Source organism: Massilia sp. NP310 (assembly GCF_019443485.1).
GTDB classification, from domain to species: Bacteria; Pseudomonadota; Gammaproteobacteria; order Burkholderiales; family Burkholderiaceae_D; genus Telluria; species Telluria timonae.
Window position 1 is genome coordinate 1,248,118 of the sequence record NZ_CP080379.1, and the last position, 15,695, is coordinate 1,263,812.

The 15,695-nt window shown below is 70.4% G+C and carries 7 protein-coding genes; all 7 read left to right on the plus strand.

From position 1 onward, the window contains the following. Positions 1 to 206 precede the first annotated feature (206 nt). The 7 genes from KY496_RS05610 to KY496_RS05640 all read left to right on the plus strand — a co-directional run bounded on the left by KY496_RS05610 (position 207) and on the right by KY496_RS05640 (position 15,692). Complete coding sequence (locus tag KY496_RS05610; protein WP_219864166.1) at positions 207 to 1,811, plus strand: methyl-accepting chemotaxis protein; 1,605 nt, start codon at positions 207 to 209, stop codon at positions 1,809 to 1,811. Positions 1,812 to 2,023: 212 nt separating this feature from the next. Then, positions 2,024 to 3,637 carry a methyl-accepting chemotaxis protein gene (locus tag KY496_RS05615; RefSeq protein ID WP_219864167.1) on the plus strand — a complete coding sequence of 538 codons (1,614 nt, stop codon included), beginning with the start codon at positions 2,024 to 2,026 and terminating at the stop codon, positions 3,635 to 3,637. Positions 3,638 to 3,924: 287 nt separating this feature from the next. After that, positions 3,925 to 6,174 (plus strand): TonB-dependent receptor, encoded by a 2,250-nt coding sequence (locus tag KY496_RS05620; protein WP_229520435.1) that lies wholly within the window; start codon positions 3,925 to 3,927, stop codon positions 6,172 to 6,174. 47 nt (positions 6,175 to 6,221) lie between these two features. After that, positions 6,222 to 7,607: an oxygenase MpaB family protein gene (locus KY496_RS05625; RefSeq protein WP_219864168.1), complete on the plus strand. Its 1,386-nt coding sequence runs from the start codon at positions 6,222 to 6,224 to the stop codon at positions 7,605 to 7,607. 2 nt (positions 7,608 to 7,609) lie between these two features. Further along, entirely contained in the window at positions 7,610 to 11,068 is a 3,459-nt protein-coding gene (locus tag KY496_RS05630) for a hybrid sensor histidine kinase/response regulator (protein WP_219864169.1), read from the plus strand. A gap of 152 nt (positions 11,069 to 11,220) precedes the next feature. Further along, positions 11,221 to 14,772, plus strand: a complete 3,552-nt coding sequence (locus KY496_RS05635; protein WP_219864170.1) for a hybrid sensor histidine kinase/response regulator — start codon at positions 11,221 to 11,223, stop codon at positions 14,770 to 14,772. Then, a complete protein-coding gene (locus KY496_RS05640; protein WP_184236063.1) occupies positions 14,769 to 15,692 on the plus strand; it encodes a diguanylate cyclase domain-containing protein in 924 nt (307 codons plus the stop codon). The genes KY496_RS05635 and KY496_RS05640 overlap by 4 nt, the downstream gene beginning before the upstream one ends. Positions 15,693 to 15,695: the final 3 nt, after the last annotated feature.

Here is a 15,695-nt window from a genome sequence, read left to right on the forward strand (position 1 = left end):
CCTCGCAGCCTGTAGGACTGGGCGTGCAACTGTTCCGATACGGATTGGTCACAAATTGATGCTGCACGGCAACATGCATCCGATTATTGCGATACACTATTGGTTTCGGCATCTCGATTGATGCTTGTTATGCATCGGCCCCGCCTCCGTCTCGCTTCACGCGAGCGGCTCGACGGTCGCGCCGCCAACCACGAAAGACTGATCCAGTGAAGAACCTGAAGATAGGCGCCCGCCTGGGGCTTGCCTTTGCCGTCGTGCTTGCCCTGCTATTGGCCATGGCCGCCACTTCGCTTACCCGCATGCAGACGGCCGGCGACCTGACCTACCGCCTCGTCAATACCAGCACCAAGAACCAGCAGACGGTGTCCGAATGGCGCAAGGCGGTCGAGGTCAATGACGCCCTGATCGACGCCGTCTACCATGCGGGCGACGTTGGCGTGGTCGCGCAACTCGCGCCGCGCCTGCGCGACAACGTGCGCCGGGCCGAAGCCCTGCAGGCCGACGTCGACGCCAACCTGCTCAACATGAAGGTGCGCGTCTTCCTGGACCGCGCCAAGGAATTGCGCGGCGCCTATGACGGCGCCCGCGACGCCGTGCTCGAAGCCAAGCTGTCGGGCGACCCGGCCCGCCTCGAACAGGCCTATAACGCCCAGTTCGTGCCGCGCGCCCGGGCCTTCGAAGCCGCGCTGGAAGAGTTCGCCAACCGCCAGAGCACCGCCACCGGCGCGGTCGGCACCACCATCCTGACCTCCTACGCCGAGACCCGCATCATCCTGCTGGTGCTCGCCGTGGCCGCGATCATCCTCGGCGCCGGCTTCGCCTGGTTCATCACCCGTTCGATCACGGCGCCGCTGCGCCAGGCGGTCGAGGTGGCCGAGCGCGTGGCCGACGGCGACCTCGGCAGCCGGGTCGACGCGCAGGGCCGCGACGAGGTGGCGCAGCTGATGGAGGCGCTGGGCCGCATGAACGCCAACCTGGCCGCCATCGTCGGCCAGGTGCGCGACGGCAGCGCGGCGATCGCGCAGGCGTCCGGCGAAATCGCCAGCGGCAACCAGGACCTGTCGAGCCGCACCGAGCAGCAGGCCGGTTCGCTCGAGGAAACCGCGGCCTCGATGGAGGAACTCACCTCCACCGTGCGCCAGAACACCGAACACGCGCGCCGCGCCAACGGCCTGGCCGCCAGCGCCGCCGGCGTCGCCGGCGAAGGCGGCAAGATGGTCGACGAGGTGGTCGGCACCATGGGCCGCATCGACGCCTCGTCGCAGCGCATCGTCGACATCATCGGCGTGATCGACGGCATCGCCTTCCAGACCAATATCCTGGCCCTGAACGCGGCGGTCGAGGCGGCCCGCGCCGGTGAACAAGGGCGCGGCTTCGCGGTCGTCGCCGGCGAGGTGCGCACCCTGGCCCACCGCTCGGCGGCCGCCGCCAAGGAAATCAAGGGCCTGATCGACGACTCGGTGCATCAGGTCCAGCAAGGCACGCAGCAGGTGGCGCGCGCCGGCGCCACCATGGGGCAGATCGTGGACGGCATCCGCCAGGTGACCGTGATCATGGGCGAGATCGCCGCCGCCAGCGAGGAACAGAGCGCCGGCATCGAGCAGGTCAATACCGCCATCGCCGAAATGGACCGGGTGACCCAGCAGAATGCCGCCCTGGTCGAACAGGCGGCCGCCGCGGCCGATGCGATGCGCGACCAGGCGGCGCAGCTGTCGGCCGTGGTCGGCACTTTCCGCCTCGGAAACGGTGACGCCGCCAGGACCGCGCCGCGACAGCGGCAGGAGCGCGCCGCGCTGCCGGCACTCAGCTGACCAGCCGGGTACATGCAATTGCAACGTCGGAAATCCCGTATGTTGCAAATTTGCCGCACAGCAATTGCTTTGCTGGATTTGCGGGTTATACTGAGGGCCTTCGATCTGGCGCCGCATGTGGGCTTCCTCACGGGAGCGCATGCGGGGCGCCAGTCCGGCCTGGCCGCGTGCGCGCTCAGCCTGGATCCCTAAGCCGCCTGGAAACTACCCTCGTGAAAAAACTCAATATCGGCGCCCGCCTGGGCATCGGCTTTGCCATCGTTCTCGTGCTCTTGCTCGCCATGAGCGCCACCGCCCTGACGCGCATGCAGTCGGCGGCCGACCTGACCGACCGCCTGGTCAATACCAGCATCAAGAACCAGCGCAGCGTCGCCGAATGGCGCCGCAACATCGAGATCAACAGCGCCATCAACGAGACCGTCTATTACGCGGTCGACGCCGGCATCCTCGACGTGATCGGCCCGCGCCGCCAGGCGATCACCAGCCGCTCCAACGTACTGCAAAAGGAAATCGAGGAGTCGCTGCGCAATCCCGCCGTGCGCGAGCAGTTCATGCTCGTCAAGGAGCAGCGCCTGGCGTATATGGCCGCGCGCGACGCCCTGTTCCAGGCCAAGCGCGCAGGCGACCAGGCCCGTCTCGACGAGATCTACCGCGAGCAGCTGAGCCCGCGCACCGTGTCCTACCTGGCCACGGTCGACAAGTTCGCCACCATGCAGATCAGCGCCGCCGACGGCGTCGCCCAGTCGATCCTGGCGTCCTATGCCAGCACTCGCGTGATCCTGTTCACGCTGGGCGGCGCGGCCCTGCTGCTGGGCGCAGCCTGCGCCTGGTTCATCAGCCGCTCGATCACGGCGCCGCTGCGCGAGGCGCTCGATGTGGCCGAACGCGTGGCCGGCGGCGACCTGACCAGCCGGTTCAGCCGCCAGGCGCTCGAGCGCGGCGACGAGGTCGGCCAGCTGATGGCGGCGCTGTCGCGCATGAACGCCAGCCTGGCCGCCATCGTCGGCCAGGTGCGCGACGGCACCGCCACCATCGCCACCGCTTCCGGCGAGATCGCGAGCGGCAACCAGGACCTCTCGAGCCGCACCGAGCAGCAGGCCGGCTCGCTGGAAGAAACCGCGGCCTCGATGGAAGAACTCACCTCGACCGTCCGCCAGAACACCGAACACGCGCGCCGCGCCAACGGCCTGGCCGCCAACGCCGCCGGCGTGGCCGGCGAAGGCGGCAAGATGGTGGCCGACGTGGTCGGCACCATGGGCCGCATCGACGCCGCCTCGCAGCGCATCGTCGACATCATCGGCGTCATCGACGGCATCGCCTTCCAGACCAATATCCTGGCCCTGAACGCGGCGGTCGAGGCGGCCCGCGCCGGCGAGCAAGGGCGCGGCTTCGCGGTCGTCGCCGGCGAGGTGCGCACCCTCGCCCATCGCTCGGCCGCCGCTGCCAAGGAAATCAAGAGCCTGATCGACGACTCGGTGAGCCAGGTCCAGCAAGGCACGCAACAGGTGGCGCGCGCCGGCGCCACCATGGAACAGATCGTCCACAGCATCGAGCAGGTGACCGTGATCATGGGCGAGATCGCCGCCGCCAGCGAGGAACAGAGCGCCGGCATCGAACAGGTCAATACCGCCATCGTCGAGATGGACCGGGTGACCCAGCAGAACGCGGCCCTGGTCGAAGAGGCGGCGGCGGCCGCCGATGCGATGCGCGACCAGGCGGCGCAGCTGTCGGCCGTGGTCGGCACCTTCCGCCTGGAGCAAGGCGCCGCCGCGGCGCCGCATGCCCGCCGCGCCGCGCCTGCCGCGCGTCCCGTCCTGGCAGCCTGACTGGGCCGGCGGTCGGTCCGCGGCGCTGCCGGGGCCGACCGCGCGATGCAGCCCACGCAAGACTGTCCGGCGCATTCCGTTGGCTTCTTGACCAGACCCCCGACAGGCGAGCGTTGCATTCTCGTCGCATTCTGTTCAATATCTCTTTCCGGGCTTATTGCCTGTAATCATGTGCTGCTAGACTGGCAGACTTTGCATCCTCTGGCGCAATTTTATTTGCCAAAATAGAACAATTGAGGATGGCTTACCCAGGACGGGTGAGTATCGGTCCAGACAGGGAGTTTTACATGAAAGCAAAGCAGGTCCGACCAGCCCGGAAGCTGCTGGTCGCGGCGGTATCCGGCATCGTCTGCAGCATCGCTCACGCACAGCAGGTCCCCCCCAATCAAAATGACGATTCGGCCGTGCCGGAGGTCGTGGTCACCGCCCAGCGCACCGCCGCGCTGGCGTCGCGCACCCCGGTCGCGGTCAGCGTCGTCAGCGGCGAACAACTGCGCGACCTCGGCGCCATCAGCCCGGCCGATATCGGCCCGCGCCGGCCGAACGTGCACATCGACCAGGCCTTCTCGGGCCTGCGCGTGACGATCCGCGGCATCAGCAACAACGACACCACTGACAAGGGCGACCCGTCGGCCGCCTTCATGCTCGACGGCGTCTATATCGCCCGCCCGGCCGGCCAGAGCGCCAACCTGCTCGACGTCGACCGCATCGAAGTGCTGCGCGGCCCGCAGGGCACGCTGTACGGCCGCAATACCACCGCCGGCCTGGTCAACGTGATCTCGAATGCGCCGACCGACCGCCTGGAAGGCGCGCTCGGCCTCGAGGCCGGCACCTACGGCAGGCGCAAGGTCGACGGCGTGATCAACGTTCCCGTCAACGATGCGCTGTCGCTGCGCGCCGCGGTCAGCCAGCTGCGCCAGGATCCGTTCCTGAAGAACGGCCAGGGCACGCCGCACCGCCCCGGGATGGACCGCGACGAACGCGATGCGCGCCTGAGCGCCAGGCTCCAGCTCAACCGCGACGCCACCCTGGTGATGCGCTACGACCATGGCGAGACCGAGGGCAATAACGACCGCATGGTCCCCGACACCAACTTCTTCACCGGCGTGGCCAGCGGCCGGCCGCTCTGGCGCGACAGCACCACCGACGAGCGGCTGACGAACAGCTTCCGCCCGCCGAACATGACGCCGGTGCAGGGCTGGCACGACCGCCGCGCACGCGGCCTGTCGGCCGACCTGAGCTGGAACCTGGGTCCGGCCACCGTGTATTACCTGGGTTCGCGCCGCAAGCTCGACCAGGCGATCCGCCAGAACTACTATTACCGCGTTGCCCCGACCGTCGCCCTCGGCGTGGTCAACGACTACGACGGCCACAACGAACAGGATTCGCACGAGCTGCGCGTCGCCACCAATGGCAGCGGTCCGCTCAGCGCCCAGGCCGGCCTGTACTACTTCAGCGAAGACTCGAACACCTCGTATGCGTTCCAGGGCCTGCGGCCGGTCGGTTTGCCGCCGTATTACTCCTTCCCGCTGCACACCCGGGCGGAAAGCCGCGCCGTGTTCGGCCAGCTGACCTGGCGCGTGCTGGACGCGCTGCGCCTGACCGCCGGCGCGCGCCGCACCGAGGACGACAAGGACCGCGTCGGCTCGACCGACTTCCAGCAGGGACCGGTGTTCAATCCGGCCACCGACCGCCGCCTGCCGAACGCCGCCGCGCTGTCCACCGCGCGCACCACCTGGCGCCTGGGCGTCGAAGTCGACCTGGCGCCGACCACGCTGCTGTACGGCAGCCTGGCGACCGGCTACAAGGCCGGCGGCTTCAACGACGGCTGCGTGGCCGGCGCCGACGTTGGCGGCGTCGCCTGCCCGGCCGCCGCCGCGGTCGATCCGGATTACCTGTATTACCAGCCCGAGGAATTGCGCGCCTGGGAGGCCGGCCTCAAGTCGCGCCTGCTGGACGGGCGCCTCAGCTTCAATGCCGCCGCCTTCTACTACGACTACACCAACCTGCAGCTGAGCAGCAATGCGATCGTCTCGGGCGCGCCGCGCCTCCTGACCGGCAATGCCGGCCAGGCCCGCTCGCGCGGCCTGGAACTCGACGGCGAGCTGCGGGTCGGGGCCAACGGCCGCCTGCGCTACGGCGCCACCTTCCTCGACGCCCATTACGCCGTCTACAGGCCGACCGCCGGCGTGTCCTGGGCCGGCCGCAAGCTGGACCGCACGCCGAGCCACGTCTACACCCTGGGCTACGAGCACCGCTTCCAGGCCCTGGGCGGGCAGTTGCATGCCGGCGTGTTCGCGCGCCGCAGCGCCGAATACGCGATCACGATCCCGAGCAACCTGCTGGAATACCGTATCCCGGCCCACACCACGACCGACGCCACCCTGCGCTACCAGCCGATGGCCGCGAACTGGAGCCTGCTGGCGCGCGTGCGCAATCTCGAGAACTCGGTGCGGCCGTCGCTGATCGACAGCTTCGGGATGGCCACGCCGACCGCGCCGCGCACCGCCGACCTGCGCCTGGATTGGCGATTCTGACCCGGGGCCGCGTTCCGACGCTTCCCACCGCCGCACCAGGAGACCGTATGCACCGCGATGCACCCCATCCGCCGTCCCCGTCCATGCGGGCCGACCCGCCCGCCGATCTCGCCGTCGCCGGCATGCTGGCCGGGGCCGAAGGTCCGCACCAGCTGGCCGAGCGCATCGCCGCGGTCAATCGCGAGCTGGCGCGCTGGGACAGCAACGGCGCCCTGGCGCACTGGGAGCCGGGGCACGGCCTCGATCCGCGCGCCGGGGCGGCGCTGAAGGATTACCTGGGCGCCTGCCTGGCCCTGCCCGGGTGGGCCGAGCCGGCGCGCATCGCGCGCGCGGAAAGCCTGTTCATGGACATGAGCATGCTGTCCTGCACCCTGCTGTTCTGCGCCAGCCTGCCCGAATGCTACGTGCTGCCCGACCTGTCGGCGGTGCTGCACGCGGCCGGCCAGCTCGAGGCGCACACCGACTACCGGGTGCGCTCCACCGCCGCCATGATCTTCCCCGTCATGCTCGCCGGCGGGCTGACCGGCCGCGAGGGCGCCGGCGTGGCCCAGGCGCTGAAGGTCAGGCTGATCCACGCCACCATCCGCCACCTGATCCTGCGCGGCTCGCCCGACGACTCGCTCGGCGCCGGCCCCGTGCGCCCGCTGCTCCCCGCCGGCGGCGGCATCTATCACACGCTGTATGCCCACGGCTGGGACACCGCGCGCAACGGCCTGCCGTGCAACCAGGAAGAGCTGGCCTACACCCTGCTGACCTTCCACTATGTGTTCCTGCGCAGCCTGCGCAAGCTGGGCCTGGGCCTGGAGCGCCAGGACGAAGAAGACTACCTGCATGCCTGGAACGTCCTGGGTCACATGCTCGGCATCGAGCGCTCCCTGATGCCCGACACCATGGCACAGGCGCAGCAGGCGTTCCTGGACATCCAGGCGCGCGGACGCGAGCTGGCGCGCGCGCCGGATCCGCGCCCGGCGCTGGCGGCGGCGCTGATGCGCGCGATGGAGGACGAAATCCCCCTGCGCCTGTTCAAGCCCTTCCCGACCCTGCTCACGCGCCACCTGTGCGGGCGCGACGCCAGCGCCGACCTCGGCTTGAACCGGCGCCAGCCGCTGTTGTCGCGGCTCGTGTTCACGGCTGGCCTGGGCCTGGTGCGCGCCGTCGACGCCCTCGTGCGCCTGGCCGTGCCCGGCTTCTCGATCAGTCGCATGCTCACGCGCGCCTTCGGCTACCGCCTGGTGACCCGCTTCCTGATGGACCAGACCCGGCCCCTGCGCCTGCCCGAGGCGCTGCTGGGAACGCTGAACGACGCGCTCGGCCAGTGGCGCCACGACCCGCGCGCGCCGCGCTGGCTGAACCGGCTCGAAGCCAGGCTGGCCGGGCACCGCGCCGCGCCGGCGGCGGGCGCTGGCGCCGACGCGGACAAACGGGCGGCCTGAGCATGCGCGCGCTGTCCATCTTCCTCGGCCTGGCGCTCTGCCTCTTCGTGTGCGCCGGCGCCGGCGCTGCCGGCGCCGGCGCGGCGATCCTGGCCGCCGACAAGCCGGCGGTCGAAGGCTGGCCCGCGGCCAGCCTGCTGCGCGACCCCGGCAAGGCCCTGGACGCGGCCGCCGTCCTGGCCGCGCCGGAGCGCTTCACGGCGCCCGACAAGGCGTACGCCACGCTGGGCCTGAATCCGGCGCCGAGCTGGATCCGGATTCCGTTCCGGGTCGCGCCGGATGCGCCTTCGGCCTGGGTGGTCGAGTTCGATGTCGCCGTGATCGAACACCTCGACGTCTATCTGGTCGAAGGCGGGGAGCCGAGAAAGCTGGCCGCCGCCGGCCGCCGCCAGGACATGGAAGGGACGCTCAAGGGCCGGGTGCCGGCCGTCGCCCTCAAGCTCGTCCCGGGCCAGGAGTACACGCTGCTGGTGCGGATCGAATCGCGTGGCCCCAAGGTGCTGCCGGTGACCTTCTATCACGAGGACGCCTTCCACCGCGCCTCGCTCAAGGAGCAGATGCTGCAAGGGCTGCTGTTCGGCATCGCCGCCTGCCTGGTCGTCTACAGCCTGGGCCAGTGGGCCACCCTGCGCGACGCGCTGTTCCTCAAATATGCCTTGTTCATCGGCGGCCTGACCGTCTACCTCGCGAGCTGGTACGGGACCGCCGAGCAGTTCCTGTGGCGCGAGCACCTGTGGTTCAGCGCGCACATGATGGGAATCGCGTCGATGATCGGTTCGGTCGGGGCCTACCTGTTCGTCGAGCAGATCATGGCCCGGCCCGGCAAGGACCGCATCTTCAGGATCATCATGCGCAGCGGGGCGGCGATCTGCGCGGTGACCGGCGTGGGGTGGGCCTTCGACTGGATCAGCTACCTTCCGATGATCTTCATCACCACGACCATCGGCGCGGTCCCGATGCTTCTCGGCGTGCCGGCGGCATTCCGCCGCATGCGCCAGCGCGACGCGATCGGCGCCTATTTCCTCATCAGCTGGGTGGCCAGCTACGGCGGCACGATCACGCAGACCCTGATCGCCGCCGGCGAGGTGCCGGTCAATTTCTGGACCGCTCACGCGCTGCAGTTCGGGATCACCTTCGACATGCTGGTCTTCATGCGCATCCTGAGCCTGCGCGCCAAGGCGCTGCGCGAGGCCATGCAGCGCGCCGAGACCGAAGCGCGCATGAAGTCCGAATTCCTGGCCAATATGAGCCACGAGATCCGCACCCCGATGAACGCCATCATCGGCATGAGCCGGCTGGCCCTGATGGCCGATCCGAACCCCAGGCTGCGCAACTACGTCTCCAAGATCCTGGGCGCCGGCGAACACCTGCTGGGCATCATCAACGACATCCTCGACCATTCGAAGATCGCGGCCGGCAAGATGTCGGTGGAGGCGGCGCCGTTCTCGCTCGACGAGATGCTCGAGCAGCTGTCGAACCTGGTCGGGGTGAAAACCGACGCCAAGGGCATCGAACTGGTGTTTCGGGTCGGGCCGGGCGTGCCGCAACGGCTGGTGGGCGATCCGCTGCGCCTGGGCCAGGTGCTGATCAACCTGACCGGCAACGCGGTCAAGTTCACCGAACGCGGCGAAATCGTGGTCGCGGTCAAAGTCCGCCCGGGCGCGGCGGGCGACGGCCGGGTCATGCTGGCGTTCTCGGTCAGCGACACCGGCATCGGCATGACCGCCGGCCAGCTAGAACACCTGTTCGACTCCTTCACCCAGGCCGACAGCTCGACCACCCGCAAGTATGGCGGCACCGGGCTGGGCCTGTCGATCTCGCGCCAGCTGGTCGAGCTGATGGGAGGGCGGATCTCGGTCCAGAGCACGCCCGGCGCCGGCAGCTGCTTCACCTTCACCGTCGCCCTCGGGCTCGACGACGGCCAGGGCGACGCCGGCGCGCTGCGCCCGGCGATCCTGACCGACCTGCGCGCGCTGGTGGTCGACGACAGCGCCGGCGCGCGCGCCGCGCTGTGCGAGATGCTGGACACCTTCGGCGCGCAGGCCGACAGCGCCGCCTCGGGCGAGGAGTGCCTGCGCATGCTCGCCGCGGCCCAGGCCGAAGGACGCCCCTACCAGATCGTGCTGATGGATTACCTGATGCCCCACCTCGATGGCGTCGCCACCATCCGCCGCATCCCCGCCTGCGTGGCCGGGGCCACGCCGCCGGCGATCCTGATGGTGTCGGCCGTCGGCCGCGAGGCGGTGCTGGAGACGGCCGGGGAACTGCCGGTCGACGCCTTCCTCAACAAGCCGGTCGGCCCGGCGCTGCTGTACCACAGCATGCTGCAGGTGCTGCATCCGCACGCCGCGCCAGCGCCGGACGGCGTCGACGACGGCGCCGATGAGCGTATGCCGCCGCACATCATGGCCGACCTGCCGCGCCTGGACGGCGCGCGCATCCTGCTGGCCGAGGACAACGCGAACAACCGCGAGGTCGCGCTCGACTTCATGGCGGCGGCGCGCATGCAGGTCGACGTCGCCTTCAATGGCGTGGAGGCGGTGCGCATGGCGCGCGAGGGGGATTACGACCTGGTGCTGATGGACATCCAGATGCCGGAGCTGGACGGCCACGCCGCCGCGCGCGCGATCCGCCAGGATCCCCGCCTGCGCGCGCTGCCGATCGTGGCCATGACGGCGCACGCCATGGCCAGCGACCGCGAGCAAAGCCGCCTGGCCGGCATGAACGACCACGTGACCAAGCCGATCGACCCCGACCTGCTGTTCTGCACCCTGCTCAAGTGGATCGACCCGGCCCGCCTCGTCGGCCGCCCCATTGCGCACGTTCCACAGGCGCCGGCAGCGCCTGCGACCACCGCGCGCGCCCTGCCGGCGGTGCCGGGAATCGACTGGGGCCTGGCCCTGGACAACGTCGACGGCCAGCGCAGCCGGCTCGAGAAACGCGCCGGCAGTTTCGTGCGCGAGTACGGCAATGCGCCCGAGATCCTGCGCGAGGCCCTGAACGGCGGCGACCATGCGCCCATGCAGTCGCTGGCGCACAACCTCAAGTCGAGCGCGGCCTATATCGGCGCCTTCGCGCTGTCCGCCGCCGCCGGCCGCCTCGACCAGGACCTGCGCGCCGGACTGCATGAACGGATCGGAGTCCAGGTGCCGGCGCTGATCGCCGCCGCCGAACCGGTGCTGGCCGGCCTGGCCCAGGTGGCGGGCGGCGGCCGGCCGCAGCCGGTCGATCCGCAGGCGCTGGCCGAGGTGTGCGCCCGCCTCGAAGCCTGGCTGCGCGCCGACGACGCGCGGGCGGAGGACGCGCTCGATCAGCTCGAGGCGCTGCTGGCCGGCGGCCCCTATGCGCAGGAACTGGCGCCGCTGCGGCGCGCGATCGACGAGGTGGAATACGGCGCCGCGCTGGCGCCGCTGGCGCGCCTGGCGGGGCAGCTCGCGCCCCGGGCCGGGAGCCGCGCCTGAGGCCCCGGCGGCGCGCCGGCCACGGGCGCGGTACCGGGTCGCGCTACCGCGCGCCGCGGCGCGCCGGCCCGGGGTTGCATTATCACTGTCCACGGCAGAGCCTTCCTGCTAGACTGCCGGGCGGTTCGCCCGCCGCCTCTACCGAAAGATCCATGGCCTCCACGTCATCCGCCGCACATCGCCCGGTCCCTGGCGCCTTCCCGCGCCTGGCGTTGACGCTCGCGCTGTTGCTCGCCCTCCTGGTGCTCTGCGCGCGGCCGGCGCAGGCGGCGCCGCTGCAACTGGCGCGCGACGCCCAGGTGATCGACGCCTGGGCCGCCGTGACCGTCCTCCACGACCCGGACAGCCGCCTGGACGCGGCGGCCGCGCTGGCGGCGCCGCAGCGCTTCGAGCGGCCGCGCACCGCCCATGCCAGCCTGGGCATGCTGCCTGGGGCCACCTGGCTGCGCATCCCGGTGACGGTGCCGCAGGACGCCACCAATGGCTGGGTGCTGCAGGTCGACTACGCGCTGCTCGACGAACTGGACGTCTACCTGGCCCGCCCGGCGGGCCTGGAAAAGATCGCCAGCCTGGGCCGCAAGCAGGCGCCATCCGGCGAATCGCTCGCCGGCCGGGTGCCCGGCGCCCTGCTGCGCCTCACGCCGGGCAACGACTACACGGTCTTGTTGCGCGTGCGCTCGGTGGGCCCCAAGATCCTGCCGATCACCTTCATGCAGCCGCACGCCGTGCTGCCCGAGGCGCTGGGCGAGCAGATCCTGCAAGGGATGCTGCTGGGCCTGCGCATCACCCTGTTCCTGTACGCGATCGGCCAATGGATCACGCTGCGCGACCACCTGTTCGGCAAGTACGCGCTGCTGGCGGCCGGGGTCACCGTGTATTCGGCCGCCTGGTTCGGCATCGCCGGCCAGTACGTCTGGCCCGGCAACGCCTGGCTGCTCGAACACGGGGCCGGCCTCGCCTCGATCCTGGCGTCATGCGGCGCCTACCTGTTCGTCGAGCAGTCGCTGGCCCGCTCCGGGCGCGACCGCATCTTCAGTGTGCTGATGAAGACGCTGGCGGCGCTGTGCGTGGTGACGGCGCTCGGCTTCGGCTTCGGCCTGATCAGCCATCGCTACCTGGTCATGATCGTCGGCACGCTCGGCATCATGCCGATGCTGCTCGGCCTGCCCGGCGCCTTCCGCCGCGCCCGTTCCGGCGACATGGTCGGCACCTATTTCCTGATCGGCTGGGCCGGCGCCTTCGCCTGCGCGCTGATCACCGCCCTGCTGATCAACGGCAGGCTGCCGGCCAACTTCTGGACCATGCACGCGCTGGTGTTCGGCAGCACTTTCGACATGCTGGTGTTCATGCGCATCCTGGGCCTGCGCACCAAGGCGATCCAGGAAGCGATGCTGCGCGCCGAAGCCAGCACCCGCATGAAGTCCGAATTCCTGGCCAATATGAGCCATGAGATCCGCACCCCGATGAACGCCATCATCGGCATGAGCCGGCTGGCCCTGATGAGCGAGCCCGCGCCCGCGTTGCGCAACTACCTGGGCAAGATCCTCGGCGCGGGCGAGCACCTGATGGGCATCATCAACGATATCCTCGACTTTTCGCGCATCGAGGCCGGCAAATTGCACCTCGAGGAAGTGCAGTTCGACCTGGACGAGCTGCTCGAACACCTGTCCAGCCTCACCGCGGTGAAGGCCGAGGCCAAGGGCCTCGAACTCGTGTTCCGGGTCGGGCCGGGCGTGCCGACGCAACTGGTCGGCGACCCGCTGCGCCTGGGCCAGGTCCTGATCAACCTGACCGGCAACGCCGTCAAGTTCACCGAGCATGGCGAGATCGTGGTGGCGGTCGAAGCGGTCAAGACCGTGGCCGGACGCGTGACGCTGGCGTTCTCGGTCAGCGACACCGGCATCGGCATGACCGAGGAAGCCATCGGGCGCCTGTTCCAGTCGTTCAGCCAGGCCGACAGTTCGACTACCCGCAAGTATGGCGGCACCGGCCTCGGCCTGTCGATCTCGCGCCAACTGGTGGAGCTCATGGGTGGCGACATCGCGGTGCGCAGCGCGCCGCGCAAGGGCAGCCGCTTCACCTTCAGCGTGCCGCTCGGGATCGCCGACGGCCAGGCGACCGCCGCCGCCTCCACCGTGCGCCAGGCCCTGCTGCAGGACGTGCGCGCGCTGGTGGTGGACGACAGCGCCAGCGCCCGCGACGCGCTGTCCGAGATGCTGGCCGGCCTCGGCATGCGCGCCGACGCCGCGGCCTCGGGCGAGGATTGCCTGGCGTTGCTGGGCCGCGCCGAGGCCGCCGGCCAGCCCTACCAGGTCGTGCTGATGGACTACCTGATGCCGGGGCTGGACGGGATGGAGACGATCCGCCGCATCCGCCGCTGCGCGCAAGAACACGGGCACGACTGCCCGCCGCCCGCGATCCTGATGATCTCGGCCTGCACCCGCGAGACCGTGATGGAAGAGGAAGGCGAACTGCCGGTCGACGCCTTCCTGCACAAGCCGGTCGGTCCCGCCCTGCTCTATCACAGCCTGCTGCAAGCCCTGCACCCGCAGCTCGGCCCCTTCGAACCTATGGAAAAATATTTGCCGGCCATGGCCGACCTGCCGCGCCTGGACGGCGCCCGCATCCTGCTCGCCGAGGACAATGCCAACAACCGCGAGGTGGCGCTCGAATTCATGGCCGCCGCCCGCATGCAGGTGGACGTCGCCTTCAACGGCGTGGAGGCGGTGCGCATGGCGCGCGCCGGCGACTACGACCTGGTGCTGATGGACATCCAGATGCCCGAGATGGACGGCCTCACGGCCACCCGCGAGATCCGCCTCGACGCGCGCCTGCGCGAACTGCCGATCGTGGCGATGACGGCGCATGCGCTGGCCAGCGACCGCGCATTGAGCCGGCTGGCCGGCATGAACGACCACGTGACCAAGCCGATCGATCCCGACCTGCTGTTCTGCACCCTGCTCAAGTGGATCGATCCGGCGCGCCTCGAGGGCCGCCCGGCGCCCGAGGGCAGCCAGGGCGCCGCCGCGCCGCAGGCCGCGGGCCGGGAGCCGGACCCCGCGGCGGCGGCGCTGCCGGCGGTGCCCGGCATCGACTGGCGCCTGGCCCTGGACAAGGTCGACGGCCAGCGCCGCCGCCTGGAAAAGCGCGCCGGCAGCTTCGTGCGGGAATACGCCGCCGCGCCGCGCATCCTGCGCGATGCGCTGGCGGCCGGTGACCACCCGCGCCTGCAGGCGCTGGCGCACAACCTGAAGTCGAGCGCGGCCTACGTCGGCGCCTTCGAACTGGCCGGCGCCGCCAGCCGGCTCGAGCAGGACCTGCGCGCCGGCCAGCTGGAACGGGTCGGCACCCAGGTGCCGGCGCTGGTGACGGCCGCCGAATCGGTGCTGGCGGGCCTGGCCCAGCTGGCCGCCGCCACCCTGCCGAAACCGAGCGATCCCGAGGCGCTGGCGGCCGTCATCGCGCGCCTCGACCGCCACCTGCGCAATGACGACGCGCGCGCCGAGGACGCGCTGGCGCAGCTCGAGGCCCTGCTCGCGGTGAGCGTCGACCCGAACCTGTACGACGCCGCGCTCGATGGCGTGCGGCGCGCGGTCGCCGATATCGAGTATGCTGCCGCGTTGGCGCCGCTGTCCGCGCTGGCGACGCAACTCGACCTCAGTCATAGCCTGAGCCCCAGCCTCAGCCTCGAAAGCAGCCGATGAACGTAGTGGAGACGCAGAAAGTCCTGGTGGCGGACGACGACGCCATCAACCGCGAAGTGCTGGGCGAATTGCTCAAGCCCGAATACACGGTGCTGCTGGCCCGTAACGGCGCCCAGACCCTGGAGCGCGCCGCGCGCCACCTGCCCGACCTGATCCTGCTGGACGTGATGATGCCCGACATGGACGGCTACGCCGTGCTGCGCAGCCTGCGCGACGACCCGCGGACGGCCCAGATCTCGGTGATCTTCATTTCGGGCCTCGACCGCCCCGAAGACGAGGCCAACGGCCTCAAGATGGGCGCCTCGGACTATATCGTCAAGCCCTTCAACCAGACCGTGGTGATGGCGCGCGTGGCGCTGCACCTGCAGGTGGTGCGCCAGCGCCGCATGCTGGAACGGCTGGCGAACATCGACGGCCTGACCGAACTGGCCAACCGGCGCCGCTTCGACGAGATGTACAACCTCGAATGGCAGCGCGCGCGGCGCTCGAGCCGGCCGCTGTCGCTGGCCCTGCTCGACATCGACGCCTTCAAGCAGTTCAACGACCGCTACGGCCACCCGGCCGGCGACCGCGCGCTGCGCTCGGTGGCGCGGGTGGCCGGCGCCGCCATGCGCCGCCCGGGCGACCTGGCGGCGCGCTACGGCGGCGAGGAATTGCTGCTCCTGATGCCCGACACCGACACGCTCGACGCGCGCCGGGTGGCCGAAGGGGTGCGCGAGGCGGTGGCCGCCCTGAACATCGCGCACGAGGCGTCGAGCGTGGCGCCGCTGGTGACGGTGAGCATCGGCGGCGCCACGGTCGATCCGGACAGCGACGAACAGCAAGCCGAGCTGTTCGAGGCGGCCGATGCCGAGCTGTACCGCGCCAAGCAGAACGGTCGCAACCAGGTCTGGTGGCGCGACGGCGGCGCCGCCGTCTGAAGA

Excerpts from the sequence above, each read along its gene's own strand:
- KY496_RS05620 (WP_229520435.1), top strand. The coding sequence starts at position 3,925 with ATGAAAGCAAAGCAGGTCCGACCAGCCCGGAAGCTGCTGGTCGCGGCG.
- KY496_RS05625 (WP_219864168.1), top strand. The coding sequence starts at position 6,222 with ATGCACCGCGATGCACCCCATCCGCCGTCCCCGTCCATGCGGGCCGAC.
- KY496_RS05630 (WP_219864169.1), top strand. The coding sequence starts at position 7,610 with ATGCGCGCGCTGTCCATCTTCCTCGGCCTGGCGCTCTGCCTCTTCGTG.
- KY496_RS05635 (WP_219864170.1), top strand. The coding sequence starts at position 11,221 with ATGGCCTCCACGTCATCCGCCGCACATCGCCCGGTCCCTGGCGCCTTC.
- KY496_RS05640 (WP_184236063.1), top strand. The coding sequence starts at position 14,769 with ATGAACGTAGTGGAGACGCAGAAAGTCCTGGTGGCGGACGACGACGCC.